24 protein-coding genes and 4 tRNA genes are annotated in these 26,105 nt (G+C 63.0%); 19 read left to right on the plus strand and 9 right to left on the minus strand.

The window, feature by feature from the left end; genetic code table 11:
* Positions 1-89 precede the first annotated feature (89 nt).
* The 4 genes from ACN0YJ_RS07335 (at position 90) to ACN0YJ_RS07350 (ending at position 2,235) form a co-directional block, all read left to right on the plus strand.
* Positions 90-395 carry an integration host factor subunit alpha gene (locus ACN0YJ_RS07335; protein ID WP_091767329.1) on the plus strand — a complete coding sequence of 102 codons (306 nt, stop codon included), beginning with the start codon at positions 90-92 and terminating at the stop codon, positions 393-395.
* 35 nt (positions 396-430) lie between these two features.
* On the plus strand, positions 431-877 hold the full coding sequence (locus ACN0YJ_RS07340) for a MerR family transcriptional regulator (protein WP_417495786.1): 447 nt from the start codon (positions 431-433) through the stop codon (positions 875-877).
* 106 nt (positions 878-983) lie between these two features.
* Positions 984-1,060 (plus strand) — tRNA-Pro (locus tag ACN0YJ_RS07345).
* A 152-nt stretch (positions 1,061-1,212) separates the two neighbouring features.
* Positions 1,213-2,235, plus strand: coding sequence for a COX15/CtaA family protein (locus tag ACN0YJ_RS07350; protein ID WP_417488735.1), 1,023 nt, complete (start codon positions 1,213-1,215; stop codon positions 2,233-2,235).
* Positions 2,236-2,322: 87 nt separating this feature from the next.
* On the opposite strand, the gene ACN0YJ_RS07355 is transcribed toward ACN0YJ_RS07350, so the two are convergent.
* Together ACN0YJ_RS07355 and ACN0YJ_RS07360 are read right to left on the minus strand one after the other, a co-directional pair.
* Positions 2,323-3,330, minus strand: a complete 1,008-nt coding sequence (locus ACN0YJ_RS07355) for a hypothetical protein (RefSeq protein ID WP_417495787.1) — start codon at positions 3,328-3,330, stop codon at positions 2,323-2,325.
* Positions 3,309-4,724: an alkaline phosphatase PhoX gene (locus ACN0YJ_RS07360; protein ID WP_417495788.1), complete on the minus strand. Its 1,416-nt coding sequence runs from the start codon at positions 4,722-4,724 to the stop codon at positions 3,309-3,311. The genes ACN0YJ_RS07355 and ACN0YJ_RS07360 overlap by 22 nt, the downstream gene beginning before the upstream one ends.
* Positions 4,725-4,939: 215 nt before the next feature.
* Between ACN0YJ_RS07360 and rplM the strand changes: the two genes are divergently transcribed.
* On the plus strand, positions 4,940-5,404 hold the full coding sequence (gene rplM / locus ACN0YJ_RS07365; RefSeq protein WP_091767314.1) for a 50S ribosomal protein L13: 465 nt from the start codon (positions 4,940-4,942) through the stop codon (positions 5,402-5,404).
* A gap of 1 nt (position 5,405) precedes the next feature.
* Positions 5,406-5,900, plus strand: a complete 495-nt coding sequence (gene rpsI / locus ACN0YJ_RS07370) for a 30S ribosomal protein S9 (protein ID WP_417476266.1) — start codon at positions 5,406-5,408, stop codon at positions 5,898-5,900.
* A 120-nt stretch (positions 5,901-6,020) separates the two neighbouring features.
* On the opposite strand, the gene phaC is transcribed toward rpsI, so the two are convergent.
* A complete protein-coding gene (phaC, locus tag ACN0YJ_RS07375) occupies positions 6,021-8,036 on the minus strand; it encodes a class I poly(R)-hydroxyalkanoic acid synthase (RefSeq protein WP_417495789.1) in 2,016 nt (671 codons plus the stop codon).
* A gap of 83 nt (positions 8,037-8,119) precedes the next feature.
* Here phaC and ACN0YJ_RS07380 point away from each other — a divergent pair, with 83 nt between their 5' ends.
* From ACN0YJ_RS07380 to ACN0YJ_RS07425, 10 genes are all read left to right on the plus strand, one after another.
* Positions 8,120-8,458: a hypothetical protein gene (locus ACN0YJ_RS07380; RefSeq protein ID WP_417495790.1), complete on the plus strand. Its 339-nt coding sequence runs from the start codon at positions 8,120-8,122 to the stop codon at positions 8,456-8,458.
* 65 nt (positions 8,459-8,523) lie between these two features.
* Positions 8,524-9,480, plus strand: a complete 957-nt coding sequence (glpX, locus tag ACN0YJ_RS07385; RefSeq protein WP_417476260.1) for a class II fructose-bisphosphatase — start codon at positions 8,524-8,526, stop codon at positions 9,478-9,480.
* A gap of 34 nt (positions 9,481-9,514) precedes the next feature.
* Positions 9,515-11,329, plus strand: a complete 1,815-nt coding sequence (gene recJ / locus ACN0YJ_RS07390; protein ID WP_417495791.1) for a single-stranded-DNA-specific exonuclease RecJ — start codon at positions 9,515-9,517, stop codon at positions 11,327-11,329.
* A gap of 66 nt (positions 11,330-11,395) precedes the next feature.
* Positions 11,396-11,470, plus strand: a tRNA-Glu gene (locus tag ACN0YJ_RS07395).
* A 119-nt stretch (positions 11,471-11,589) separates the two neighbouring features.
* Entirely contained in the window at positions 11,590-12,114 is a 525-nt protein-coding gene (locus ACN0YJ_RS07400) for a 6-pyruvoyl trahydropterin synthase family protein (RefSeq protein WP_417476256.1), read from the plus strand.
* Between the two features lie 312 nt (positions 12,115-12,426).
* The gene (locus ACN0YJ_RS07405) at positions 12,427-12,951 is read left to right on the plus strand and encodes a cold shock domain-containing protein (RefSeq protein ID WP_417495826.1); all 525 of its coding nucleotides are present in this window, start codon (positions 12,427-12,429) and stop codon (positions 12,949-12,951) included.
* Positions 12,952-13,025: 74 nt separating this feature from the next.
* The gene (locus ACN0YJ_RS07410) at positions 13,026-13,649 is read left to right on the plus strand and encodes a DUF192 domain-containing protein (protein WP_417495792.1); all 624 of its coding nucleotides are present in this window, start codon (positions 13,026-13,028) and stop codon (positions 13,647-13,649) included.
* 39 nt (positions 13,650-13,688) lie between these two features.
* Positions 13,689-13,765 (plus strand) — tRNA-Pro (locus ACN0YJ_RS07415).
* Between the two features lie 49 nt (positions 13,766-13,814).
* Positions 13,815-14,120, plus strand: coding sequence for an ETC complex I subunit (locus ACN0YJ_RS07420; protein ID WP_417476253.1), 306 nt, complete (start codon positions 13,815-13,817; stop codon positions 14,118-14,120).
* A 23-nt stretch (positions 14,121-14,143) separates the two neighbouring features.
* Positions 14,144-14,220 (plus strand) — tRNA-Arg (locus ACN0YJ_RS07425).
* Positions 14,221-14,331: 111 nt separating this feature from the next.
* On the opposite strand, the gene ACN0YJ_RS07430 is transcribed toward ACN0YJ_RS07425, so the two are convergent.
* The 3 genes from ACN0YJ_RS07430 to ACN0YJ_RS07440 form a co-directional block, all read right to left on the minus strand.
* Positions 14,332-16,413: a TonB-dependent receptor gene (locus tag ACN0YJ_RS07430; protein ID WP_417495793.1), complete on the minus strand. Its 2,082-nt coding sequence runs from the start codon at positions 16,411-16,413 to the stop codon at positions 14,332-14,334.
* Positions 16,414-16,602: 189 nt separating this feature from the next.
* Positions 16,603-17,751, minus strand: a complete 1,149-nt coding sequence (gene metC / locus ACN0YJ_RS07435) for a cystathionine beta-lyase (protein ID WP_417495794.1) — start codon at positions 17,749-17,751, stop codon at positions 16,603-16,605.
* Positions 17,748-18,590: a sulfurtransferase gene (locus ACN0YJ_RS07440; RefSeq protein ID WP_417495795.1), complete on the minus strand. Its 843-nt coding sequence runs from the start codon at positions 18,588-18,590 to the stop codon at positions 17,748-17,750. The genes metC and ACN0YJ_RS07440 overlap by 4 nt, the downstream gene beginning before the upstream one ends.
* Positions 18,591-18,868: 278 nt before the next feature.
* Between ACN0YJ_RS07440 and ACN0YJ_RS07445 the strand changes: the two genes are divergently transcribed.
* Complete coding sequence (locus tag ACN0YJ_RS07445) at positions 18,869-19,483, plus strand: DUF6134 family protein (protein WP_417495796.1); 615 nt, start codon at positions 18,869-18,871, stop codon at positions 19,481-19,483.
* Here ACN0YJ_RS07445 and ACN0YJ_RS07450 read toward each other — a convergent pair.
* Entirely contained in the window at positions 19,480-20,955 is a 1,476-nt protein-coding gene (locus ACN0YJ_RS07450) for a cryptochrome/photolyase family protein (protein WP_417495797.1), read from the minus strand. The two genes, ACN0YJ_RS07445 and ACN0YJ_RS07450, sit on opposite strands and share 4 nt — an antisense overlap.
* 127 nt (positions 20,956-21,082) lie before the next feature.
* On the opposite strand from ACN0YJ_RS07450, the gene kdsA reads away from it, so the two are divergent.
* Positions 21,083-21,931 (plus strand): 3-deoxy-8-phosphooctulonate synthase, encoded by an 849-nt coding sequence (gene kdsA, locus ACN0YJ_RS07455; RefSeq protein WP_417495798.1) that lies wholly within the window; start codon positions 21,083-21,085, stop codon positions 21,929-21,931.
* A gap of 10 nt (positions 21,932-21,941) precedes the next feature.
* Here the strand turns inward: kdsA and ACN0YJ_RS07460 are convergent, their stop codons facing one another.
* A complete protein-coding gene (locus tag ACN0YJ_RS07460; protein WP_417495799.1) occupies positions 21,942-23,138 on the minus strand; it encodes a DUF3089 domain-containing protein in 1,197 nt (398 codons plus the stop codon).
* A gap of 149 nt (positions 23,139-23,287) precedes the next feature.
* Here ACN0YJ_RS07460 and ACN0YJ_RS07465 point away from each other — a divergent pair, with 149 nt between their 5' ends.
* Positions 23,288-23,962: a DUF502 domain-containing protein gene (locus ACN0YJ_RS07465; RefSeq protein ID WP_417476237.1), complete on the plus strand. Its 675-nt coding sequence runs from the start codon at positions 23,288-23,290 to the stop codon at positions 23,960-23,962.
* Here the strand turns inward: ACN0YJ_RS07465 and recG are convergent.
* Positions 23,959-26,043 carry an ATP-dependent DNA helicase RecG gene (gene recG, locus ACN0YJ_RS07470; RefSeq protein WP_417495800.1) on the minus strand — a complete coding sequence of 695 codons (2,085 nt, stop codon included), beginning with the start codon at positions 26,041-26,043 and terminating at the stop codon, positions 23,959-23,961. The two genes, ACN0YJ_RS07465 and recG, sit on opposite strands and share 4 nt — an antisense overlap.
* Positions 26,044-26,105 lie beyond the last annotated feature (62 nt).

Raw genomic sequence — 26,105 nt, forward strand, 5'->3', positions numbered from 1 at the left:
ATTACAGGTTTCACACGCCTAACCAAGACCTTGGCGTTGACCCGCAAGCCAATGCGGGCTTAACTCGGGACTCTGATTTGGGGATTACTATGTCAGATAAAACTTTAACGCGTGCCGATCTGGCTGAGGCCGTCTACCGGGAAGTCGGTTTGTCCCGGCAGGAATCGGCGGACCTGGTCCAGTCAGTACTCGCTTTGATGTCGGACACACTGGCATCGGGACATTCGGTAAAACTCTCGTCGTTTGGCTCTTTCCTGTTGCGTGACAAGCGTGGCCGGGTCGGGCGGAATCCGAAGACGGGAATTGAAGTGCCGATCGAAGCCCGGCGTGTCCTGGTCTTCAAGCCTTCCCAGGTGCTCAAGGAGCGCGTCGATTCGGCTCTGTCGAAAGACTAGTCACGGTTTGAGCCGAAGGCCGGCGCGAGACAGATATGTCGGTCACAGAGAAATCTCCGGACGCGTTCCGGACCATTGGCGAGGCCGCTGAAGAGCTTGAAGTGCCGGCGCACGTCTTGCGATTCTGGGAAAGCAAATTTCCGCAAGTCAGTCCGCTCAAGCGGGCAGGCGGGCGTCGCTTCTACCGGCCCGCGGACCTGGCGCTGCTGCGCGGGATCAAGCGTCTTTTGTATGAAGACGGTTTCACCATCAAGGGCGCGCGCAAATTCATTGCCGATAATGGCGTCGCTGCGCTGCTGGATCCGGTCGCACCTGGTGTGCCGCGTGAACCGGTCGCGGTCGACGCCGCGGATCGCGAAGCGCTCGACCTCCCGACCCGCCCGCCGCTCGCACCGGGCGACCCGGAGCGCAAGATTACCGATGTTCTGCGCGAGCTGGAAGCGGCCCGGGCCAGGCTGAAATCTGTCCTTGAACCGCGATAGTCCCGTCCTGCCTTTGCGCTGAACGCGCTGTTGCGGAGGCCGGGAGCTGTGCCTATAACCGGCTTCCCCGTTGAGGCTGGCTTTGGCCCGCCTGTTCAAGGAAAGTCGGAGCGTAGCGCAGTCCGGTAGCGCACTCGCCTGGGGGGCGAGGGGTCGCGAGTTCGAATCTCGCCGTTCCGACCATTTCCTGGCCTAACCACTGCCCAGTCTGACGGTTTCCGTGTCCCGGCTGACCGGTAAGCTGGCCGAGCGGGCCCTGCGACATCAAACCGCCGCCATTTCGTCTTGTTCCCGGCGCGTGATGCGTTACCAAGCCTTCCATTGCAGGAGGCCCCATGCCCTATCGCTCCACGTCCAGCCAGGCCGTCTCGAACTGGCTTTTCATCGTTGCCCTTATGGTCTGCGCCATGATCCTTGTCGGCGGGGCGACGCGCCTTACCGATAGCGGCCTGTCAATTACCGAATGGAAGCCGATCTCCGGCGCCATCCCGCCCTTGACCACAGCCGATTGGGAAGCCTCCTTCCGCCTCTACCAGCAAACGACGGAATTCCAGGAGCAGAATTCCGCCATGACGCTGGGCGATTATGAAACCATCTTCTGGTGGGAATGGGCGCATCGCCAGCTCGGCCGCATGATCGGTCTGGTTTATGGCCTGCCCCTGCTGGTGTTCTGGCTACGCGGCTCGATCAGCGCCCATCTCAAACCCCGTCTTCTGGCACTGCTGGGCCTCGGCGCGCTGCAAGGCGGTATCGGCTGGTGGATGGTCGCCAGCGGCTTGGTCGACCGGCTGGATGTGAGCCAGTACAGGCTGGCTGTGCACCTGGGGATGGCCTTCCTGATCCTCGGCGCCAGCGTCTGGTTTGGATTGACGGCGCGCACGGGCCCGCCACCCGTGCGCCAGGGCAGGCTGGTTGGCGCGGCAGCCGCGCTGCTGGTTCTGGTTTTCGTCCAGATCATGCTGGGGGCATTCGTTGCCGGCCTCGATGCCGGACGCATCTACAACACCTGGCCGTTGATGAATGGCCAATTGGTGCCAGAGGACTATCTCGCTGGATTGCCTTTCATGCAGGCGGTGTTCGAGAGCCATGCGGCAGTGCAGATGAACCATCGCTGGACGGGTTATGTCGTCGCGCTGGCCGTGATGGGCTTCGCGATTGCGATCTGGCGTGAACCGCGTGTGGCCCTCAAACCTTTCATGGTCATCTTGCCAGCCCTGGTGATTGCGCAGATCGGACTCGGCATTGCGGCGCTTCTGGCGGTCGTGCCGCTCGGCCTGTCTCTGGCGCATCAGGGCGGCGCAATTCTGCTTTTCATTGCCACGCTCATCGCCACCTGGACGGCCCGCCGCGCCATGTAGGGCATACCATGCAAAAGGGCCTGTCCAATCCGGACAGGCCCTGAAGGCGTGTATTATTCACCCTCGCGGGATTGCTTGGCGGCGCGATCAGTCTGCGCTGACGAGAGCCCGGCTGGCCGCATCGTGGGAGATGACCTTGATGCGCTGATCTTCCTGATCAAAGACGGCAATCATTCCCGAGATATAGGCCGTGAAGCCATAGGAAACCGGTGTGATCGCGATGGCCGATGGCTGGTCGATCCCCGGCGTGCTCAGACCGTCGATGATTGTCAATTCAGAGGCCGGCATCAGATCCAGAGCATAAAATGTATGAACCTGGCCGGTCGACCCGTCGGTCGCCAGCACAAGGCGGGAACCGTTGAAATCGCCAACCGCAAGGCTGACCACCGATTGATTGTTCTCCGCCTCGATGACGCCGTCCGGCCCGATGCGGGTGATGCCGCTGGCCGGGCTGGCAAAATAGATGTCGCCATCGAGCGTGGCGCATTGGCGGGCCGGAGCGGTGAGTGCGAAGCTCTGGCGCTGCTCGACGTGCAGGACATCCTCGCCGGCATCACGGATCCGCCAGATCTGGGCGCTCGCGCCATTGCCCAGAATCACCAGATCGACATAGCCGGCGCCCTCACGGTGCAGGCAGAGACCGGCCACACCGTCGGATGGCGTAGTCTCGGCCAGTGGCAGGTCGAGAACGCGAATACCGTCGGTGACGACGGCATAGCCCAGGACGGCGTTGGCGTCGGCGGAGGCCCCGAAGATCAGAGGCAGGTTTTCGCCGCGCAGCTGAAAGCCGGGCGCTGTCGCCAGGCCAGAGAGCCGCACACCGGCATGGCGGGTGCGAAGCTCGCCATCGGCATCGTACAGGTCGAGCCCGCCCTCACGCGGCGCGGAGACAATCAGGCCGAGCGAGGCGGCGTCGGGATTGGGCAGGAACGCGAGGGCCGCCGCGCCGCCTTGGGCCCTGACAAAGGCCGCGGTGACAAGGACTTCGCGATTGCTGGCCTCGAGTGCGGCGGCCTCCTCGATGGCCTCCTCTGGCGTCGGGCCACACGCGGCCAGTGCGCTGAGCGCCGCCGCTACAAGGAGCGATCGCCCCACGGGCCGCGCACCGCGAAGGTGCGGCCGGGATAGCGCTGAATGTTGAAGAACAGGGTTGAACCATCGGGACTGAAACATGGACCGGTAATCTCACTCTTATTGCCGTCCGGGCCGGAGGCTGCGTTGCGGCCAATCGTATACATCTGACCGGCAGGCGTCACGCCGCGGATGTATTGGTCGTCACTGCCGTCTTCCAGCACGATCAGATCGCCCCAGGGTGCGACGCAGACATTGTCGCATTTCTCCATGATTTGCGGGTCATCGCTTTCGACGAAAAGTTGCAGGCGTGCGGGGTGGGCGCTCTCGCCGGGCTGGCCTTCAAGCGGGCTGGGCTGGTAGCGCCAGATCTGGCCGATATGGGCCGGTCCGCCATCAGTGCTGGTGAAATAGCATTCGCCATCGCCCCAATACAGGCCCTCGCAACGGCTGAAGTGGGCTGCGCCGGCGGCAACGGCGCGGATCCACAGATCGGCATTGGGTGATTCGACATCGTCGAGATCAACCCATTCAACCTCAATCCAGTCGCCTACAGCCACATCCGGGCCGGACTCGGCCCAGTTGCGAACATCGAGCCCGGGGCGGCCGCGGACCGCCAGCGCCTGCAGCCGGCCGCCCTGGCTCAGCTCGCCGGGGACATCCGGCAGGAAGCGGTAGAAGCAGGACCCGTCATATTCGTCTTCGGTCTCATAGACGACACCGGTATCGGGATCGATCGCCACGGCCTCATGGCGAAAACGGCCCATTGCCTTGAGCGGGACGGGGGCGACCAAACCTGTTGCGGACGCGGGGACTTCAAAACAATAGCCGTGTTCGACCCGGGCAGCATCGCCGATTCCGACCGTGGTCTCCTCGCAGGTGATCCAGCTGCCCCAGGGTGTCACCCCACCGGCGCAATTATTATAGGTCCCGACCAGGGAGAGATATTCTTCCTCGACGGCCAGTGTCTGCGGATCGAGCACGAGGTGGCTGGTGCCACCCAGATTGGGCAAGCCATCGGCGGTCCAGTCATGAACACGCGTGCGATCAATCCGGTCAAGGCGCTCATTGACCGGGCCGAACGGGGAGACCTCGACCTGTCCCGGGTTGAGCTCATGATTGCGCACCAGCACGATGCGGCCGTCATCGCGGGCGAAACAACCCATGCCGTCATAATCGCCGGGGGCGAGAAGACCGTCGGTCATCTCGTCGCCGACCGTGGAGAGCACCTGATAGGAGAAGCCACGGGGCAAATCGAAGAGCTCCGCCGGATCCGCCCTGAGCGGGCCGTAGCCCGTGACCTGGTTGATATAGCCGCCAATGTCGCGTGACTGACATCCTGCCAAACTTGCCAGCCCGGTGAATGCCGCTGATGTGGCGATTGAATTGCGCAGGAAAAGCCGGCGGGTGAGGGTCATGACGTGGCTCCGGGTCGCTCAGGAATGCTTTGCTAATACAAGCGCATCACGACGGGAAGATGACGATCACAGCCAGATGCGGTATTATATAACCGCATTCCTAGCTGTATAAAAACGCAGCGGAAATTCGTGTGCCGCTTGACCGGGCGAAAATCCCGCCCTACACCGCGCGCTCGAAACCAAACCCACGCCAGCAGGCATGAGGCAGGATAATTATGAAAACCTTTTCCGCAAAGCCCGCGGATGTCGTCCACAAGTGGATCGTGATTGATGCGGAGGGGGTCGTTGTCGGCCGTCTTGCCGCTTTTGTTGCAACCCGTCTTCGTGGCAAGCATCGCCCGGATTTCACCCCGCACACCGATACCGGTGACCACGTCATCATCGTCAATGCCGAGAAGTGCGTCTTCACCGGCAAGAAGCGTGAAGACAAGCGCTATTATCGCCATACCGGTCACCCGGGCGGCATCAAGGAAACGAGCCCGGCCAAACTGCTCGACGGCCGTTTTCCCGAGCGCGTTCTGCAAAATGCGATCAAGCGCATGCTTCCCAAGGATAGCCCGCTCGCGCGTCAGCAATTCTCCAAGCTGCGTGTTTATGCCGGGACCGATCACAAGCATGAGGCCCAACAGCCCGAGCTGATCGATTTCAAATCCATGAACTCCAAGAATTCGAGAGGCTGATATGTCTGAAGAAGCCCGCTCGCTCGACGACCTGAAGGTCGTCATGAAAGCAGCCGATGCCGTCCAGGTTGAAGCTGAAACCGCTCCTGTCGAACCCCAGATCGACGCCCTCGGCCGTGCCTACGCGACCGGCAAGCGCAAGAACGCGATTGCCCGTGTGTGGATCAAGCGCGGTTCCGGCAAGATCACGGTCAATGGCCGCGACCAGGAAACCTATTTTGCCCGTCCGGTTCTGCGCATGTTGCTGCAGCAGCCGCTGGAATGTGCCGAACGCGTCAATGAGTTTGACGTTATCGCCACCGTCAAGGGCGGCGGTTTGTCCGGCCAGGCCGGTGCCGTGCGTCACGGTATCTCCAAGGCGCTGACCGCCTTTGAACCCGGCCTGCGTGGCGTCCTGAAAGCCGGTGGCTTCATGACCCGTGACAGCCGCGTCGTCGAGCGCAAGAAATACGGCCGCGCGAAAGCCCGTCGTAGCTTCCAGTTCTCGAAGCGCTAATCGGTCACCCGATTATCGGCTACAAGAATTACGGGCGGTTCCTTATGGGAGCCGCCCGTTTTTTGTTTGTGGTCCGGGCCGGGGTCCGACCAGACAGGGCCGGTCTGGCCCCGACGGAGATCAGGATGAGGCGCTGGGTGTCTTGGTCCGGGCTTTGACGGGCCTCTTGGTCGCCGGCTTGCGCTTGGCTGAGGGTTTGGCTTTTGCAGCGGATTTGGCTTTTGCAGCCGGTTTCGGCTTCGCGGGTGTCGGTTCCGGCGCCGCTCCCTCAGTCCTTACCTCGTCCTTCGCATCGCTCCTGACCATTACATTATTGCCGGGCGCGTCCCGGATGACCGCTAGCTTGCCACTCCCTGGCTGTCGGGCTGCCACATCCTTGCCGGAGCGCTCGTACAGCCAGTCGCGCCAGTCGAGCCACCAGGAGCCGGGGGTTTCTGTCGCGCCATCGAGCCATTGCTCGACCGTGTCGGGCAGGGCCTCATTGCTCCAGTATTGATACTTGTGCGCGTCGGGATGATTGATCACGCCGGCGATATGACCGGATCCGGCCATCATGTAGCGCACCGGGCCACCGAAGAGCTTGGCGCCGCGATAGACCGACGGGTAGGGCGCGATATGGTCGTCGCGAGAGGCTTGCATATAGACCGGCGTCTGGACCGAGCCGAGTGCGAGCTTGACGCCGTTGAAATCCAGCTCGCCCTTGGCCAGCTTGTTGTCGCGATACATGTTCTTGAGATACCAGAGATGCAACGCCTTGGGCATGCGGGTCTGGTCGGCATTCCAGAACAGGAGGTCGAAGGCCTGCGGCTGGCGACCGAGCAGGTAATTATTGACGACGAAGGACCAGACCAGATCATTTGATCGCAGCAGGTTGAAGGTATCCGCCATGGTCCGTCCGTCGAGCACGCCGCCCTGGGCGTCCATCAGGCGTTCGATTTCCTCGATCCAGACATCGTCAACGAAGAGCAGGAGTTCGCCGGCCAGTTCGAAATCGGTCTGGGCCGCGAAGAAGGTCGCCGAGGCGATCCGTTCCGGCGTTCCATTCGCCTCCAGCCAGGCCAGGGTCGAGGCGAGCAGGGTTCCGCCGACGCAATAGCCCACCGTATTGACCGAGGTTTCGCCGGTTGCGTCCTCGATGGCATCAATCGCGGCCAACAGGCCTTGATGCATATAGTCCTCGAAGGTCTTGTCCTTCAATTCCTTGCCCGGATTGACCCAGGAGATGAGGAAGACGGTGAAGCCCTGCTGGGTCAGCCAGCGGATCATGGAATTCTTTTCGCGCAGGTCGAGAATGTAGAATTTATTGATCCAGGGCGGCGCGATCAGAAGCGGGCGTGCCTTCACCGTTTCGGTGGTCGGCGCATACTGGATCAGCTCGATGATCTCGTTCTGGAACACGACCTTGCCGGGCGTGGTGGCCAGGTCGATGCCGACGCGGAACCCCTCCATATCGGTCTGGCGCAGGGCAAGACGGCCACCGCCCCCCGCCTGCAGATCCTCGACCAGGTTTTCCAGACCTTGCGTCAGATTGGCGCCATGGGTTCGCATCGTCTCGCGCAACACGTCCGGATTGGTCAGGGCAAAATTGGTCGGCGACAGGGCATCGGTCATCTGTTTGGTGAGGAATTCCACCTTGCGCTTGGTGCGTTCATCAACGCCCTCTACGCCCTGGACCAGCCCCATCATGAAATGCTGGTTCATCAGATAGGATTGCTTGATCGCGTCGAAAACCGGGTTCTCCGTCCAGTCATCACTGCGCCAGCGCTTGTCGCCCGGTTCCGGCTTGATGGTCGGTTCGACCGGCTTGTCCATCACCCGCCGCGTCGTATTACTCCACAGATCGAGATAGCCCTTGGCCAGTTCGGCCTGGGCTTTCATCATCAGATCCGGCTGGGTGACGATATGTTGCCAGACTTCCTTGAATTCCGGCGCCGAATGGAAGGGATCGGCCTGCGGCATCACCGCCTCGCCCTCGAGCGCCTTTTGCATCACATTGGACATCAGCTTTTGCGACTGCAGCGAGGCCTGCATCAGATTGCGTGATACCGTGTCGAGCGCGTCGAGTTCTGCCGCCGTCAGATTGGCCCAGGGATGGGTGGTATCGGCCTTGTCGTCGCTGCCGGAGCCGTGGGTCATGCCGATTCCTTGTGTTCGAGTGGTGACTCAGGAGATGATGAGCGTATAGAAAGCCATACACGCGTCCAGCGTCAGGAGATAGCATGACTTCGCCCCTTCGCTTGGCGGTTTTGCCGGTTGTGACAGTGTGCCTCCTACTGGGGGCCTGTTCGAGCTTCGAGCCGCTGGCCGACCAGAGTTCGACGCCGGACTGGGTGCGCGATCGGCTGGTGCATGATGTCGAGGGCCGCAAGGCACCGCCGGCGGTGGCTGCCGACAGCATGGCGGTCCGGGGCGCCGACCAGCTCGACCAGGCGGCCGCCGAAGTGTTGCGCCGTCGCGCGCAGCAGGCCGCCGAGATCGCTGTGATCGAGGCCGAGGGACGCCGCGCCGTTGATGATTTTGTCGCCGAGGGCCGCACCCGCACCACGCCGCCGCAATAATCCAGTTTCCAGTCTGTAGACCATCCATGCGCCGCGACGAGCCGGCGCCCCACAGGAGAATGAGCATGAGTGACACGCGCGCCCTGAGCGATCTGGCCCTGATGGCGGTCAATGCCGCTGAATCGGCGGCGATTGCCGCTTCGGCCTGGATTGGCCGTGGTGAAAAGGAATCGGCGGACCAGGCTGCGGTTGATGCCTTGCGTACCGGCCTCAATGCGATGCCGATGCGCGGCCGTATCGTGATCGGTGAGGGTGAGCGCGACGAAGCACCCATGCTGTTTATTGGTGAGGAAGTCGGCACGGGGACCGGGCCGGAGATTGATATCGCCCTCGATCCGCTCGAAGGCACGACGCTGACCGCCTGGGGCATGAATAATGCGCTCGTCGTCGTCTCATTCAGCCCGCGCGGCGGTCTGCTCAATGCGCCCGACACCTATATGGACAAGATCGCGATCGGGCCTGGCTTGCCGGCCGGCGTCATCGATCTCGACGCGTCGCCGCAGGACAATGTCGTCAACCTGGCCCGCGCCAAGGGTGTCTCGCCGTCCGAAATCACGGTGTGTGTGCTCGAGCGCGAGCGTCATCAATACATTATCGATGGCGTCAAATCCGTTGGCGGCCGGGTGCGGCTGATCAGCGATGGCGATGTCGCCGGCATTATGGGCGCGGCTGGACTGGGCACCGGAGTCGATATGTATATCGGACGCGGCGGTGCGCCCGAGGGCGTGCTGGCCGCGTCGGCGCTGCGCTGTATCGGTGGCCAGATGCAGGCCCGCCTCTTTTTCCGCACCGATGATGAGCGTGAGCGCGCGCGCCGCATCGGCGTGACCGATCTCGACCGCAAATATGAGCTCGATGAGCTGGCGTCCGGCCAATGCCTGTTCGTGGCAGCGGGCGTGACCCAGGGAGATCTGGTTGATGCCGTGCGTCATGCCGACGGCATGGTCCACACGCATACACTGGTGCTGGATTCGGCTGACCATTCGGTGCGCCGCGTTCGCAGCGCCCGGCCAGAGGCCTGAGCAGACCTGATCGGGCCGGAGGGGTGCGGACGGTATGAGCCTGGAGACTGATCCTCGCGAGGACGTGCCCGCCGCCTATCTCGGCGTTGAAAAATCACTGACCGGACGACGCTGGATTGCGCGGCCGGTCAATGAGCCCGATATCGCGGCCATCGCGCGCCAGCAGCAGATCTCTGACAGTCTGGCCCGTGTGCTGTCGGGGCGCGGCGTCGACCCCGGCGCGGCGGCTCAATTCCTGCGTCCGCGCCTCAAGGACAGCTTCCCCGATCCGTCGGATTTCCAGGACATGGACCGCGCCGCCAGTCTCGTCTGGGACGCACTTGATGCCGGCCGGTCACTCGCCGTGTTTGCCGACTATGATGTCGATGGTGCAACCTCGTCTGCCCAGCTTCGACGCTGGCTGCGCGCAGTGGGCCATGAGGCGATGCTCTATGTTCCCGATCGTGTCGCGGAAGGCTATGGGCCCAGCGCGGCGGCGTTCGACAGTCTTCGCGGGCAGGGCGCCGAGCTGGTCATCACGCTCGATTGTGGCGCGACCTCTCATGCCCCGCTCGAGCACGCCCGCGAGATCGGTCTCGATGTCATCGTGATCGACCACCATTTGATGGACGGGGATTTGCCGCCAACGGCCGCCCTGGTCAATCCAAACAGGCCCGACGACACGTCCGGCTGCGGACATCTGGCCGCGGCCGGGGTGACCTTCATCTTTCTCGTCGCGCTGAACCGGGAAGGGCGCCGGCGTGGCCGTTTTGAAGACGCGCCTGAACCCGATCTCATGCAATGGCTTGATCTGGCAGCGCTGGGCACGATTTGCGACGTGGTCTCGCTGACCAGCATTAATCGTGCCCTGACCGCCCAGGGGCTCAAGGCGATGGGCAGCTGGCACAATCCGGGTCTGAGACAGCTCGCCCTTGTGGCCGGCATCAAGGAAGACAGCGCTACCACCTATCATGCCGGCTTTCTGCTTGGCCCGCGAATCAATGCCGGCGGCCGTGTCGGCCGTTCTGATCTGGGCGCGCGGCTGCTCGCCACCGATGACGAGGACGAGGCCGCCGGGATCGCGGCCGAACTCGATGCGCTCAATACCGAACGCCGCGCCATTGAAGCCGAAGTGATGGAAGAGGCGCTGGCGCAGATTGAACGCCAGGGCCAGGACCGTGCCATTCTCGTGGCCTCCGGCGAGGGCTGGCATGCCGGCGTGATTGGCGTCGTCGCCGGCCGGGTCAAGGAACGCTATGGTAAGCCTGTGATCATTATCGGGCTCGATACCGGCGTCTCGCCCGTCCTCGGCAAGGGATCGGGGCGTTCAGTCGCGGGCGTCAATCTCGGCGGTGCCATTTCGGCGGCGCGCCAGGCCGGCCTGCTGATTTCCGGCGGTGGCCATGCCATGGCCGGCGGTCTGACGGTCGATGCCGAACGCATTCACGAACTGGTGGCCTTTCTCGACGAGCGATTGGCTCCGGAACTGGCCGCCGCGACCGATGCGATGGCGTTGCGGCTCGACGGGCTTTTGACCGCGGCCGGGGTCTCGCCGGAACTGGCCGGCAGTTTCCAGGCCGCCGGCCCGTTCGGACAGGGCAATTCAGAGCCCCGATTCGCGCTGTCCGACCTGCGCGTGAGTTTTTCCCAGCGCGTCGGCAAGGATCATGTCCGCTTCACCCTGACCGATAGCGGCGGCGCGACCCTGCAGGGGATTTCCTTCCGCACGGCCGACGGACCCATCGGTGAGGCGCTGCTGGCCGCGGATGAACGCCGCTGGCATGTGGCAGGGCGTGTTAAACTTGATCAATGGAACGGCCGAAACCGGGCCCAGTTCCAGCTTGAGGACATGGCAACAGCAATTCGCTGAAGTTTTTTCACATCAACGTCTTGCCACACGCCCCGGGCTTACGTATTAGACGGCCCTCATCGCGTTGGGCCCTTCGTCTATCGGTTAGGACGCTAGGTTTTCAACCTGGAAAGAGGGGTTCAACTCCCCTAGGGCCTACCACGCGATCTTCCACCCGATAATGTGTGCAAAATCACCCCTTCCGGGGACCGGAATGGTGTATCGGGTACAGACATATCGGTAATGGTCTCGACGAGGCCGTCAGGCAGGGAGAGCCGGGCATGGCCCATCTTTCAACCAAGACCTATGGCAATGATCGCGGACTGTCCTGCTGCTCGCGGCAATGGGCCGCCGACAGCGATTGCCACCTCCTGCACGGCTATTCCTTCGGGTTTCATTTCGTGTTCGCCGCTGAACAGCTGGATGCGCGCGGCTGGGTGCTCGATTTCGGGCGCGGCGGTTTCGGGCTGATCCGCGACTGGCTTCACGACATGTTCGACCACACCCTGCTGGTCGCGCGCGATGATCCGGAACGACCGGCGCTGGAAGCGCTCGGAACACGCGGTATTGCCCGCGTCCGGGTCGTTGAGGGGACGAGTTGCGAGCGGATGGCCGAGCTTACTTTCCGGCGTGCCGATGCGATTGTGCGTGAAGCGACGCAGGGGCGGTGCTGGGTGGAATCCGTTGAATGTTCCGAGCATGGCTCCAATAGCGCGATCTATCGCAGCCAGCCGGCGATCGAGCGGCTCGCCGAGTCGGATCGGCTCCGGCTCGCGATCGAGTCCGGGACCGACAGCGCCGATTGATTCGTTTCGAGGTGTGTGAACGCCGCTGACACGCTCCGGCGGCGATGCTTTGGTGCCGAATCCGTTCATTTTTTCCGTCACAGACTCGCCTGATAGGCGAAAAGTGCAGCCGGCGAATGTCACAGAAAAGACGCATTCGGTTGCGGGTTCTGCGGGCTCAGCCCACAATATGTAGTGGGTTCGCTTATGCCATTGCCGCGCAGGGGCAAGATATTGCGGATCGTTTACGCAACCAATTGCCCGATTAGACTTCTCTTCATGAATGAATTTGTGTAAAAACGTTCATGTAGGGTTGTTAAAGCGAGTGATGTGATGGTTCTGGCGCATGACGTGATTGAAGACACCGTGCTTGTCCGCCTTGAGGGGCGCATAAAATGGTACGATCCGGCCCGGGGTTACGGCTTCATTGATGCCAGTGACGGATCCGGCGATATTCTCATCCATGCCAGTTGTCTGCGTCGATACGGCCACGGTCCGGCACTGCCCGATGCGAAAGTGGTCTGCCACGCTGTGACAGGGGAGAAGGGCCGGCAAGCCGTCGAAATCCTCGAAATGACCGGCGGCGATGATGGGGCCGAGATCCGGCCGCGCCGCTTTCATCCCCATGCCGTCCTGAACACCCCCTTCCACGCGGCAGTGGTCAAATGGTTCGATGCCCTGCGCGGCTATGGTTTCGTCACCTGCGACGCGGTTGATGGCGATATATTCCTGCACGCCGCGACTTTGCGGCGCGCCGGTCTGGAAGATGTCCAGCCGGGTGAAACGCTGGAAATCCGCTGCGTAGAGGGCCCCAAGGGAGCGCTGGCCGCGGAAATCCGTGCCGGCGGGGCTGGCTAGACCGGGTGAATACCGCCTGTTGCGGACGGTGCGGCGTGATTGCGCCGCGGCTCTGGCTTGGCTAGCTTGCCGTCATGAAAAACCTGATCCTGATCTCCGCCCTGATCTTCGCCGCGCCCGCCTGGGCGCAGGACGATGCCGTGCCGGCCGAAATGGCTGCTACCACTCAAGCCGCGCCAGCGTCCGATAATGGCCAGGACGCCGGTCTGGCGCTGCCACCGGTCGCGTTTGGCGGTCCTGAAGCGCTGACCCTCGACACCGGCGAGACGCAACACGTCTTCATGGCCGAAATCGCCACGACCCCGGAACAGATGGAGCGCGGCCTTATGGGGCGCGAGCAGCTTGATCCCGATGCGGCGATGCTGTTCGTCTATATGCCGCCACGCCGGGCCTCGATGTGGATGGAAAATACGCTGATCAGCCTCGATCTTCTCTTCATCCGCGAAGACGGCGTGGTGGTGAAACTGATCGCCAATGCCCAACCCGGTTCGCATCGCAGCCTGGCGTCGGATTTCGATGTCGCTGCCGTGCTTGAAATCGCCGGCGGGCGGGCGGCCGAGCTGGGGATTCGCCCCGGCGCGATCCTGCGCGATGAGAGTTTCGGTTCGCTCGAGGTTGAAGCGGAGCTTGTCGAGCCCCTTGAAACCACATCAGAAGAGGGTGTTGCTGCACCTGAATCAGATTCAGAAGCACAGTAGACTTGCCTAACCGCAAAAGCGCTTTCATAAGGACGCTCTCGGGGCGTAGCGCAGCCTGGTAGCGCATCTGGTTTGGGACCAGAGGGTCGCAAGTTCGAATCTTGCCGCCCCGACCATTTACAAGGCCCGCAACAGGCAGGGCCGCAGCATGATGGGGAGAACCGCATGTTTGCGAAGATTTACCAGCCAGCCCGCAATGCAATGCAATCGGGCCGGGCTCTCTCCAAACACTGGTTTCTCGAATTCACGCCGGAAATGGCCGAGCGGTCGGACCCGCTGATGGGCTGGACCTCGAGCACGGACATGCGCGCCCAGGTGCGTCTGAGTTTCGACAGCCAGGAAGCCGCTGTCGCTTATGCGCGCCAGCAGGGCATCCCCTATCAGGTGACGACGCCGCAGAAAGCCAAGCGCTACGTCAAATCCTATTCCGATAATTTCGCCACGAACCGCAAACAGCCCTGGTCACACTGACCGGACGGGCCGTCGGCCGCGTCGCCTCCGTAGCTCAACCGGATAGAGCACCCGCCTTCTAAGCGGACGGTTACAGGTTCGATTCCTGTCGGGGGCACCATTTTCAGATTTTTGGTTCGTCGCGGCCTCGCATGCGCGGTCGGCGGCGGGATCGGCGGCGGGATCGGTGACCACTCGCGCCCCTGAAGGCGGAGTGATCACCGGCCAGTCATCAGAACCGCTGGAGGATCGCGATCCGGAAGGAACGTCCCGGGAGCGGGATCGTGTCCTTCAATTGCGAGGTGTGCAAACGCCCTTCCTCATCGGTGATGTTTCTCGCCTCAACAATCAACCGGGTGTCGGATCCGAATGGATGCGCGACTGCGGACAGGTTGACCATTGTATAGCCATCGGTTGGAAGCTCGGAATCGGCTGCGTCATCCTGGTCAGCTGCCCAGACAATCTCACCGCGCAAATCAATGATTTCACGCTGTAACTCCGCACCGATCGTGGTGGACAGCGGCGGCATGCGGGGAAGGGGGCCGAAACTGTCCGTTTCGCCCTGCACATACTCCAGGCTGAAATCGCCAACCAGCGCCCAGGGGCCGATCACGGTGAGATCGCGTTCGGCATAGAACTCGCCGCCCCACAGCGTGGCGTCGTCCTGCAGATAGCGATAGATCGGGGCTTCCTCAACGGGATCTTCCAGGCCAGTCGGGGCCAGGTAAATGAAGTCGCTGAAGCGCGAATAGAAGGCTCCTGCCTCCATCCGCCAAGCGCCGCCGCTCCACCGGGCGGTGCCGTCCAGCGCCCATCCCGTTTCCTTGCCGAGCGTGGATTCGCCGATTTCGACCGTGCCCGTCGCCGCATGCAGGCCGTCGGAGTAAAGCTCGGCATCGTTTGGTGCGCGCTCGGTCCGTGCGAGCGAGAGGCCGAGAAACAGGCCGTCGGCTGGCCGGATAAACGCGCCGGCGGCCACGCTGACGGTGTCGAAACTGCGGTCTGTTCCGATCGCAGTATCCAGTTCACGCCGCTCCACCCGCGCACCCATGTCAAATCCATAACCATCGAGGTCATAGCGTTGGGCCGCGAAGATGCCGACATCATGCGTACTGACCGGCGGAATGAAGGCTTCTTCGCCCGAGGCTGCGAGGTTGGTTTCCAGCATCTGGATTCCGACCGAGCCGTTCCAACGGCTTTCGCTGTGACCATTGACGAGGGCCGCACGGGCTTCCCAGCCATCGCTTTCGAACAGGGTCCCGATTTCGCCACCCGGCTCCAGCTCGACATGTTGATAGTCCGCAATGCCCGACGAAATATCGAGGTGATCGAACGGGCCCAGATCGAAGTTGAACTGGCCGCGAATGTCCCAGCGCGTCTGTTCCATCGCGATTTTCGGATCGCCTTCCTCGTGCTCGTCTTCGTGCTCATCCTCGTCTTCGTCGTGATGGTGGTCATGGGCCGGCAGACCATATTCGGCGTCATAGCTGCGCACCGATATGCCCAGGAAACCCCAATCACCGATCAACGAGGCCCCGGCGCCGAGGGTGTCAAAGGTCAGGCCGGAGTTTGGAACAGTGCCGGTGACTTCCTCGTCCTCGTGCTCATCCTCCTCGTGCTCATGCTCGTCGTGTTCAGCCTCTTCAAGCGCACGCAGCCGTGCCGATTCTGCATAACCGGGAATGTCGAAATCGCCGGCTTCGCGGTGCGAGGCCTCAAGCTGAAAGACGAAAGGGCCAACGCCGGTACGGATTCGCGCGGCTTCCTGATGGCCGCTGTCGACCGAGGAATACCCGGCATAGGCCTGGCCCTCGAACAGGCCATCAACAGGGCTGGTCGGGATGCGCCCGTCGATCACATTGATCACGCCCCCGATTGCGCCACCGCCATAAGCGATCGCCGCCGGGCCGCGCAGGATTACGATCTGCTCCGCGTCAAGGACTTCGGTGGTGGTGGCATGGTCCACGCTGACGCCGGACGCATCGACGAGGCCGACGCCATTGTTGAGGATCCGGACACGGTCGCCGCCCATGCCGCGGATGATCGGCCGGCCCACGGCTGGTCCGAAGGAGGTCGTGGAGATCCCGGGCAGGGCCGCCAGTGATGCTCCCAGCGATCCGTCGAAGGAGTCGACGACATCGTTCAGGCTGATCACATCAACGGACTGCAGTGTCTCTCCGCTACGAGCCTCGATCGCCGTCCCTGTGACGACGATTACGTCCTCCCGGGTGGGAGCGTCCTGCGCGGATGCGCCTGCCGCCAATGCCGCGGCCAATGCGATGCCGGACGCGGTGCTCAACCAGTTACCTGCCATGACTTCAATCCTTGCCGAAATGTTATAGTGTAACGGAGCAGAAGAAACGTTATAACATCTGAGGCGTCAACCCCGAATGCGGTGAGCAAGGCAGTGGAACTGATGACGTCGGGGGGAGTGGCGGAAAGGCACCGCTTGTACGGGTGCCCTGCTTGGCCGGCTGGAGGGTTTGGGCTTTCGCCGTGTGCCTCAACTGATCGCCGCGAAACCCTTTTCCAGGTCCGCGATCAGATCTTCCGGTGCCTCCAGGCCACAGGAAAAACGGATCAGGGCGCCCTCATGCCTGTGGGCCGTGGCGGTCCGCTTGAGTTGGGGATCGCAATGGATGGCGAGGCTTTCAAAGCCGCCCCACGAAAAGCCGAGACCGAAAATCTCAAGCGCATCGAGGAAGCGCTCGCTCTTTGCCACATCCCAGCCGGGGAACTCGACCGCAAACAGGCCACAACCGCCCGTGAAGTCACGTTTGAAGATGGCGTGGTCAGGATGGTCGTTGCGCACCGGATGGCGGATGGCGCCAGTCTCGCTGTGCGCGGCGAGCCAATCGGCAAGGACGAGGCTGGTCGCCTCGCTGCGTTGCATGCGCAGTGCCATGGTGCGAAAGCCCCGCAGGGCGAGATAGGCGTCGTCAGGCGCGGTGTGGATGCCAAAGGCGCGCTCGGTCGTCTGCAGCCGCCGGGCCATGGCGTCGTCGCGCGCAATCACAGCACCCATCAGCAGGTCGGAATGGCCGCCGACATATTTGGTCAGCGATTGCGCTGCGAGGTCGACGCCCAGGGCGAGGGGTTTCATCGTCAGTCCGGCCGACCAGGTGTCATCGATAATCGTCGCCACGCCCTTGTCACGGGCCACTTTGGTAATTGCCGGAATGTCCTGCAATTCCATGGTCAGCGAGCCGGGCGATTCCAGCACGATAGCCTGGGTATCGGACGTGATCAGGTCGGCAATTTCAGCACCCATGCGCGGCGCGAAAAACTTCGCCGTGACACCATAGCGCGGCAGGGTGTTGAGCAGGAAGCTGCGCACCGGACCGTAAATGCAATCGGCGGCCAGCACAGTGCCGCCGGCCTCGACCACGGTCATGATGGCGAGCGTGTTGGCCAGCAGGCCCGAAGAGGTGAGGGCGCAGCCGGCTCCGCCCTGCAGTCCGCTCAGGGCGTCGCGCAGGGCGCTCTGGGTTTCCAGTCCGACGCGGCCATAATGCGGCATGCCCGGCGGGAAATCATAGAGTTGTGCTGCCGAGGGCGCGAGAATCGTCGAGCCGCGCTCGACCCCCGGATTGACCAGGCCGCGCTTGTCATGGGGACGTCCCAGACGGGTGAGCCGGGTCTCGTCCTTCATCGTGGTCTGCGCCCGCCGCCCTTGACGATCGGCGTGTCCGTGCGCGACCCCCATTCCGACCAGGACCCGTCATAGACCGCCGAGGTCCGTCCGGCGCGTTCCAGCGCCAGGGCGAGGATGCACGCGGTCACACCGGAGCCGCAGCTGGCAATCAGTGGCAGATCGGGATCGAGACCGATATCATAGGCCAGATCGTCATCGATCTCGAGCAGCTGATTATCGTCATCGAACAGGTTCTCATATGGCAGGCTGGTCGAGCCGGGTATATGGCCGCTGCGCATCCCGGCGCGGCGTTCCGGTTCCAGACCGGCAAAACGGCTGAGCGAGCGCGCATCGAGGATCTGATGCGAGGCGTTGCGGCTGGCGATCTTGACGTCGGTTACGGTCGCGACCAGTTCGCGCCGATAGCTGGGCGTGTAGACGCCGGGCACTTCGGCTTCGGCGCCGGGTTGATCCTCGACCGGACCGCCTGCCGCGATCCAGGCCGGCAGGCCGCCGGCCATGACGCGGACATTGTCATGGCCCATCACCCGGAAGGTCCACCAGACCCGCGGAGAGCTGAAAAGGCCGATGCGGTCATAGACGATCAGCTCGCTATCATTGCCGATTCCGAGGGTTTCGACATGGCGTGCAAACACGTCCGGCTCCGGCAGCATGTGCGGCAGGGAGGAGCGTTTGTCCTTGACGGTATCGATATCGAAAGCCAGCGCGCCGGGAATAAACCCTTCGCTCTCAACCACCGGTCCGCCATCATAAGTCCAGCTGGCGTCGATGAATATTGTTCCGGGCTGACCCAGGCGGGTCAGGGCATCGGCGGCAGTCATAAGCGGGTCGGTCATGTGGCGGGCCATGCGGGCACTGGGAGCCCCTTTTCGTTTCGGAAATCCGGGTTATAGAGCTTTGGGCTATATTATAGAGCTTTGGATGGTAACGGGAACCTTGATTTCTCAAGTCTGCCACACGCCTGCGGACCGGCGGGACGCGGCCGGGGCTGGCGGGGTGTTTCAATCATGGCGTCTGTCCCTGGATTGACCATCGTCCGCTCTGCGCAATTCGGAGGCGCAGATGGGGTGGCGGTCATTGTGATCCGGCGGCGCGAGCGGGGCGTAGATACAGTATGAGATCATTATTCGAAGTGTTCAGGATAGCAGGCTTTTGCGCGGCGTTGTTCGCCATCGACATAGCCTATGCAGCAAACCAGCCCGAGCCGGCTGATATCCATTTCCAGGTGTTGCGCAATGGAACGCCCTTCGGCGAGCATCGCGTCAGCTTCACGCGGACGCCCGACGGAGAGCTCAGGGTGGATACCGAGATCGAGCTGACCGTCCGGTTCGGCCCGCTGACCGTGTTCCGCTATGAGCAGAGCATTGAGGAAGCCTGGGAGGGAGACGACCTGATTTCATTGGCCGGTGAGACATTGCGCAATGGCCGCGAATACACGATCGACCTGGGCCGTGACAGCGCCTTCACCGATCTCATCCCCTCCAGTCACTGGCGGGGTTATCAGCCAGGCACGGAGCAAATCCTCAACACCGAAACCGGCGAGCCGATGGCAGTCACGATCACCGAACTGGGCCGCCGTGAAATTCTCACGGGCCGCGGTTTGGTCGAGGCGCGTGGGGTCCGGATGACCGGAAGCCTCAGTGTTGACCTCTGGTATGATACGGACGGCGAGTGGATCGGTTGCGAGTTTGAGGTCGACGGGCAATCGGTCCGATATGTTTTGCTCTAGCCGGGCGGCTGATCCGGAACGGTCGCTTTCATATCCTTATAGGCTGCAAGGGCGGCGTCCCGTCCGGCTGCCAGATCACAGACCGGGAATGGATAATCACCGCCCAGTTTCAGGCCGGCCGCCTGGCGGATGCCCGCGGGGGCTTTCCAGGGTTGATGGATCCAGCGCACGGGCAGGCCTGCCAGTTCCGGTACCCATTGCTGCACATAGCGCCCGTCCGGATCGAAGCGCTCGCCCTGGCGGACCGGATTGAAAATGCGGAAATAGGGCGCAGCATCGGCACCTGAACCGGCGACCCACTGCCAGCTGGCCGCATTCACGGCCCGGTCGGCATCGACCAGCGTATGTTCAAACCAGGCCATGCCGTCGCGCCAGTCGCAGCGCAAATGCTTCACCAGGAAGGACGCGCACACCATCCGCACCCGGTTGTGCATCCAGCCCGTCGTCCATAATTGCCGCATGCCGGCATCGACCATGGGTATGCCGGTCTGCCCGGCTTGCCAGGCCGCAAGCCCGGCGGCATCGCTGCGCCAGGAAAAATGATCGAAATTGCGGTTGAAATTGACCGTCCGCAGATCGTCGAAATGGTGCAGGAGATAATAGGCAAATTCGCGCCAGCCAATCTCGGCCAGAAAGCGCTCGGTGGCCTGGAAGCCGGCGCCCGCGGCCTGCCGTGCCTGCACGCTGTGCCAGACCTGCCGCGGGGAGATTTCCCCGAAACCCAGATGAGGCGAGAGCATTGATGTGCCGGGCTTGTCTGGCCGATCGCGGCCGTCGGCATAGGAGTTCAGCGCCGCATCGAGGAAACGGTCCAGCCGCTCCTTGGCGCCGGCTTCGCCGGGTTTCCATTGGGCATCAAGGCCGGTGGCCCAGTCAGGCTTCGCCGGGCGCAAACCCCAGTCTTCCAGCGCCGCCCCCGTCGGGAGCGGGGCAGCCATGGGCAAATGCTCCGGTGCGGGCAGGGCAGGTCGGGGGCCCAGATCGCGGAGCGCGGCACGCCAGAAGGCCCCGAAAACCTTATAGGGCGTGCTCGAGCCGGTCAGCAGGGTGTCGGGGTTGATCAGCGTCGTGCCGGCAAAGGCGTGCGGTTTGGTGCCGGCCGTCTGCAGTGCGGCGGCGACGCTGCGGTCGCGGTCATCAATGGCCGGCTCGCCGGAGCGATTCCAGAACGCTTCCGCGATGCCGTGTTCGCGCGCCAGCGACGGGATAAGGTCTGCCGGGTCGCCGCGCAGCAGCGTCAGGCGGCCGCCTCGCGCTTTAATGTCCCGTGCCAGGCTGGCCAGTGAGCCCTGAAGCCACCAGTCGGCGGCCTCTCCGGGGGCCGTGCCCAGGGTGCGATCACGCTGGTCGATGAAGACCAGTATGAGTGGCCGTCCGGTCTGGATGGCGGCGTGCAGCGCGGGGTTATCAGCGAGGCGCAGGTCGCGGCGAAACCAGACGAGCGCGGCGCCGGTGGCGGAATTGGTTGCCATGAGAGCCCTGTGGACAGATAACGGGTTGAATTGGGTACGTGGCGCACCAGATACCGGATCAGTCACGCCTGCCAGAAATCACATCGGCCGGACCCGCGCGGTTCGCACCCTGCAAGAGGAATTCTTCGTGAGCCAGCTCAATGCCGTCATCTCCCTGCCCAGACCCGGCCGCGATCCGATCGAGATCGGCAATGCCCGCAAGCTCACCATTATTGCCGGCCCTTGCCAACTGGAAAGCCGTCAGCACGGGTTGGAAGTGGCGTCGGAATTGCGCGCCATTTCTGACCGGCTCGATATCGGGCTGATCTACAAAACCTCGTTCGACAAGGCCAACCGCACCAGTCTCAGCAGCCAGCGCGGCATGGGGCTCGAAGCGTCCCTGCCGGTGTTCGCCGAGATCCGCGAGAGCATTGGCCTGCCGGTCCTGACCGACATTCACACCGCCGAGCACGCGGTGATCGCCGCCCAGGCCGTCGATGTGCTGCAAATCCCGGCCTTCCTGTGCCGTCAGACCGATCTTCTGGTCGCCGCCGCCCAGACCGGCAAGGTGATCAATGTCAAAAAAGGCCAGTTCCTCGCCCCCTGGGACATGAAGAATGTGCTCGAGAAGATTGCCGCCGCCGGCAATCCCAATGTGATGGCCTGCGAGCGCGGCGTCAGCTTCGGTTATAATACATTGGTCAGCGACATGCGCTCGCTGCCGATCATGGCCAGTTTCGGCGCGCCGGTCGTGTTCGACGCGACCCATTCGGTGCAGCAGCCCGGCGGACAGGGCGCGACTTCGGGTGGTCAGCGCGAATTCGTTCCGACCCTGGCGCGCGCTGCCGTCGCCATTGGCGTCGCCGCTGTCTTCATGGAGACCCATCCCGATCCGGACAATGCGCCGTCGGACGGGCCCAATATGGTGCCGTTGCATGAGTTTGAAGGCCTGCTGAAAACCCTGCTGGAATTCGACGCCATCGCCAAGCGCGTCTAGTTCAAACCCGTCAGAAGCGGCGCCGGTCCGGGATGGCGATCACCGGTGCGTCCTCGATGGCTTCTGGCGCATCGAGGGTCGGCGCCCATTGGCGTTCATCCTGCAGGATGGTCGCCAGGTTCAGGCTTCGACGTGCGACGTCGAAGCGCAAATCCTCGTAGAAGAGATTGAAGGGCGGTAGCCTGTAGTCCTCGACCAGGCGGCGCGGACGATGCAGCGCCCGCGAACGCGGCTGCTCGAAAAACAGTACGCCATCGGCGCACTGGGCGCCGGTCTGGGCCGGGATCGGAGCGGGTACGGCGTCCGGGTCGAGCCCTTCAGCGGCGACGCCGCCGCGATGCAGGCGCGCCGAGGCATATTCATTGCTGACAGCTGACAAGAGCGGATTGACGCATAGCAAGCCGCGTCCATCGACAAAGTCGAGCTGGCCATCGGGCGTCCAGCTCATGGCGCGTTCGGTGATGATATGGATCCGGCCCTCTTCGGAGGCCATGGCCGAGGTGAAGGCATAGACGCAGCGCACATCTTCCGGCGTGATGCAGGGCGCAATCGCGTTGAGCGGTCCGGAAAACAGGTCGAGCGGTACCGGCGATTCGATGACATAGGCGGCCACCAGCCGGGTCTGCAGGTCAGTATTTCCGGCAAAACGATCCAGTAACAGGCCGAGCACATCGAGTCCGCCCTGGCCGTAACCGGCCAGAATAATCGGGCGGCTATCGCCGATCTGTGCGGTGAAGGCATCGAAGGCGCGCTGGATATCCTGATAGGCAAACAGGCGGGCGCGCACGCTGTCTTCGCGATTATTCATGAAGGCATAGAGCGAGGCCTGCCGGTAGCGCGGCGCGTAGAGGGCACCGGCATTGCCAAAGGGCGCGGCATAATTGGGCAGTACAATCTCTGTGATTGCTTCAACCGAGCTGGCTTTGTCGAGCTGGCCATTCCAGTTGCCGCCGCCGGAATAGGTCGTGGGATGGACGAAGAAGACGGCCGGTTCATCGTCATTGGTGAAGGCGTGACGGACATACCAGCCGGAAGTTTCGGCATAGTCGGCGCCCTCAGGCGGGGTGTAGGTCTGAAACGGAACACCTGGATCCTGGAAGGTGCGATACACCTGGTCGCGCAAGACCCAGGCAGCCACCAGGAGCAGCGCGGCCAGGACGAGGCAGGCGAGCAGGAAAGCATGCCGGGCGATCAGGTTCACACTCACAATAACTCCATCAAAACGACGCCCTATCATCCCTGTCGTATCGCGGGTGTGCAACCGGTTGGCGCGGTCGGGCGCTTCACGTATTGTGACCCTGTCTGAGGGCCGGGCGGCCGGGCGCGTGAACCGCGCAGATTGGGTGCACGAACACAATGTTTCGATGGCTTCGCAATAGTTTTCTGACCGGGATTGCCATTGCGACCCCGCTTGGTGTCACGCTCTTCCTGATCATCAGCTTCGTCGGGTTTGTCGACAATGTCGTCAAGCCGCTGATCCCGGCGCGCTATAATCCGGAAAATTATCTGCCGGGTGATTACACCATTCCCGGCCTGGGCGTCGTGATTGCGGTCGTCTTGCTGACCATGGTCGGCGCGCTCGCCGCCAATCTGTTCGGCCGCACCCTGATTTCAATGGGCGAGCGGCTGGTCGATGGTGTGCCGCTGGTGCGTCATGTCTATGGCGCGCTCAAGCAGATCGTTGAAACGGTCTTCTCCGGCAAGACCAATTCCTTCAAGGAAGTCGTGCTGATCGAGTACCCGATGAAGGGGCTCTATGTCGTCGCCTTCGTCTCGGCCGAAGGGCGCGGAGCGATGCAGGAGGTGATCGGCGATGATGTGATCGGGCTCTTTGTGCCGACAACGCCCAATCCAACCTCCGGATTCCTGCTTTACACGCCGCGCGCCAATACGATCCATGTCGACATGTCGGTCGAGGAGGCGGCCAAGCTGATCATTTCCTTTGGCATGGTCACGGCCGACAAACTGCCCAAGAGCGTCCGCGACACCCTGCCGCCGGACGTGACGGTGGCGCCTGTGGACGCGCCCTAGCCGGATTTAAGCAGCCTGATGCCGCGATCCTGCTCGAACAGATAGAGCAGAATGCGCAGCGCTTCACCGCGCGGTGTCGTCAATTCGGTGTCGCGGTGCACGGCCAGTTTGGCGGTGTCATTGGCCAGGGCGATGAGGTGGCCATGGGCTTCCAGCCGCGCCAGGGCGAAATCAGGCAGACCGCTCTGACGCAAGCCGAGTGGATCGCCGGCCCCGCGCAGGCGCCAGTCCTCCTCGGCGATGACAAAGCCATCATCGGTTTCGCGCATCATTTCAAGGCGCGCCTTGGCGGTTTCGCCGATCGGGCCCTTGTAAAGCAACAGGCAGGAAGAAGGCTTCTCGCCGCGTCCGACCCGGCCGCGCAACTGGTGCAATTGCGCCAGTCCGAAGCGCTCGGCGTGTTCGATAATCATGACCGTAGCGTCCGGTGCATCGACCCCGACCTCGATCACCGTCGTCGCCACAAGCACATCCATCTCGCCCTCGCGGAAGGCTGTTGCGACGCTTTCTTTCTCAGCGGCTTTCATGCGGCCATGGATCAGCCCGACGCGCTCATCACCGAGTGCCGCGCGCAAGTGCCGCCAGCGATCCTCGGCGGCGGAAAGCTCGGAAAGCTCGGATTCCTCGACCAGCGGGCAGACCCAATACACCCGGTCGCCCTTTGATATCGCGCGGCGCACGCCTTCGATGACGTCGTCGAGGCGCTCCATCGGCACAAGGCGCGTATCGGGCGGGATCCGTCCGGCCGGCTTTTCGTCGAGCCTGGAGACGTCGAGATCACCATGGACCGCCAGCGCCAGCGTGCGCGGGATCGGTGTCGCAGTCATCACCAGCGTATCGGGGCGGTGCCCCTTGGCGGTCAGCCGCATCCGGTCCGAGACACCAAAACGGTGCTGCTCATCAATCACGACCAGGGCGAGATCGGCGAACTCGACCCCGTCCTGGAACAGGGCATGGGTGCCGCAGACGACATTGACCGACCCGCTGCGCATCTGCTCGAGGATTTCAGCGCGCGCCTTGCCCTTGTCGCGCCCGGTAAGGATCGCCACGCTCAAACCGGCCGGACCGAGCAATGCCGTCAGCGTCTTGGCGTGCTGGCGGGCGAGGATCTCGGTTGGGGCCATGATGGCGGTCTGGGTGCCGGACTCCGCAGCCTTCGCAGCGGCAAGGGCGGCGACAAATGTTTTGCCGGCGCCGACATCGCCATGCAGCATCCGGGTCATGCGGGAGGGCAGGGCCATGTCGGCGCGGATTTCCTCATAGGCCCGTGCCTGGGCTCCGGTCGGCTTGAACGGGGCGTTTTGCAGTACGGCGTCCACCTTGCGGCCGTCGCCATCGAGCTGGCGCCCGGGCTGAGCCTTGCGCCGCGCCCGCGCCAATTGCAGCGCCAGCTGATGGGCGAGCAGTTCGTCGAAGGCCAGGCGTTCGCGCGCCGGATGCAAGGGCTCGAGGTCTGCGGCGGTTTGGGGGTGATGCGCCTCGTCCATCGCGCCCTTGAAATCAGGCCAGCCATGCTCCACGCACAAGTCTTCATCCTGCCATTCGGGCAATACGGGCAGCAGGCTCAGCGCCCCGGTTGCCGCCTTGCGCATCACCTTGGCCGTCAGCCCGGCAGTGAGCGGGTAGACCGGTTCGAGCAGGGCGGTCTCGGCCGCTTCATCCTCGCTCATGACCAGATCGGGATGCACGATCTGGATTTCCGACCCGAAACGTTCGGCGCGACCCGATACAATACGTGTTTCCCCGACGGGCAGGAGTTTTTGAAGGTATTCGCGGCGGGCATGAAAATAGACCAGGTGGAGAAAGGCGGTGCCGTCGAACAGGCGCACCTTGTAGGGCTTGCCCTGGCGGGCGCTGGGAAAATGCTCCTCGACCTTGGCAGTCAGGGTGATGATCTGTCCGTCGGGTGCCTCGGCGATGGTGGTGGTCTGGCTGCGATCAACCAGGCCAGTGGGCAGCTGGAACAGGACGTCCTTGACGCGCGGTCCCGCAGCCTTCGACAGCAGCGCCGCCAGTCGCGGGCCGATGCCGGGCAGGGCGATCACGTCCTGGAAGAGGGGGAAGAGAATCTCGGGTCGCATTATTTTTCACTCTAGCGCCAACATCTGCATCTGCCACTGGTCGACGCGGCCTCATTCGCGGA

The organism is Maricaulis sp., from assembly GCF_048270095.1.
Lineage (GTDB): Bacteria > Pseudomonadota > Alphaproteobacteria > Caulobacterales > Maricaulaceae > Maricaulis.

Coding starts and splice junctions, on each gene's coding strand:
- ACN0YJ_RS07350 (WP_417488735.1), top strand. CDS start 1,213: ATGCCCTATCGCTCCACGTCCAGCCAGGCCGTCTCGAACTGGCTTTTC.
- ACN0YJ_RS07405 (WP_417495826.1), top strand. CDS start 12,427: ATGGTTCTGGCGCATGACGTGATTGAAGACACCGTGCTTGTCCGCCTT.
- ACN0YJ_RS07430 (WP_417495793.1), bottom strand. CDS start 16,413: ATGGCAGGTAACTGGTTGAGCACCGCGTCCGGCATCGCATTGGCCGCG.
- ACN0YJ_RS07335 (WP_091767329.1), top strand. CDS start 90: ATGTCAGATAAAACTTTAACGCGTGCCGATCTGGCTGAGGCCGTCTAC.
- ACN0YJ_RS07360 (WP_417495788.1), bottom strand. CDS start 4,724: ATGACCCTCACCCGCCGGCTTTTCCTGCGCAATTCAATCGCCACATCA.
- recJ (WP_417495791.1), top strand. CDS start 9,515: ATGAGCCTGGAGACTGATCCTCGCGAGGACGTGCCCGCCGCCTATCTC.
- ACN0YJ_RS07400 (WP_417476256.1), top strand. CDS start 11,590: ATGGCCCATCTTTCAACCAAGACCTATGGCAATGATCGCGGACTGTCC.
- metC (WP_417495794.1), bottom strand. CDS start 17,751: ATGAAGGACGAGACCCGGCTCACCCGTCTGGGACGTCCCCATGACAAG.
- glpX (WP_417476260.1), top strand. CDS start 8,524: ATGAGTGACACGCGCGCCCTGAGCGATCTGGCCCTGATGGCGGTCAAT.
- rplM (WP_091767314.1), top strand. CDS start 4,940: ATGAAAACCTTTTCCGCAAAGCCCGCGGATGTCGTCCACAAGTGGATC.
- ACN0YJ_RS07450 (WP_417495797.1), bottom strand. CDS start 20,955: ATGGCAACCAATTCCGCCACCGGCGCCGCGCTCGTCTGGTTTCGCCGC.
- ACN0YJ_RS07380 (WP_417495790.1), top strand. CDS start 8,120: ATGACTTCGCCCCTTCGCTTGGCGGTTTTGCCGGTTGTGACAGTGTGC.
- ACN0YJ_RS07340 (WP_417495786.1), top strand. CDS start 431: ATGTCGGTCACAGAGAAATCTCCGGACGCGTTCCGGACCATTGGCGAG.
- ACN0YJ_RS07465 (WP_417476237.1), top strand. CDS start 23,288: ATGTTTCGATGGCTTCGCAATAGTTTTCTGACCGGGATTGCCATTGCG.
- phaC (WP_417495789.1), bottom strand. CDS start 8,036: ATGACCCACGGCTCCGGCAGCGACGACAAGGCCGATACCACCCATCCC.
- ACN0YJ_RS07445 (WP_417495796.1), top strand. CDS start 18,869: ATGAGATCATTATTCGAAGTGTTCAGGATAGCAGGCTTTTGCGCGGCG.
- ACN0YJ_RS07420 (WP_417476253.1), top strand. CDS start 13,815: ATGTTTGCGAAGATTTACCAGCCAGCCCGCAATGCAATGCAATCGGGC.
- ACN0YJ_RS07410 (WP_417495792.1), top strand. CDS start 13,026: ATGAAAAACCTGATCCTGATCTCCGCCCTGATCTTCGCCGCGCCCGCC.
- recG (WP_417495800.1), bottom strand. CDS start 26,043: ATGCGACCCGAGATTCTCTTCCCCCTCTTCCAGGACGTGATCGCCCTG.
- ACN0YJ_RS07440 (WP_417495795.1), bottom strand. CDS start 18,590: ATGACCGACCCGCTTATGACTGCCGCCGATGCCCTGACCCGCCTGGGT.
- rpsI (WP_417476266.1), top strand. CDS start 5,406: ATGTCTGAAGAAGCCCGCTCGCTCGACGACCTGAAGGTCGTCATGAAA.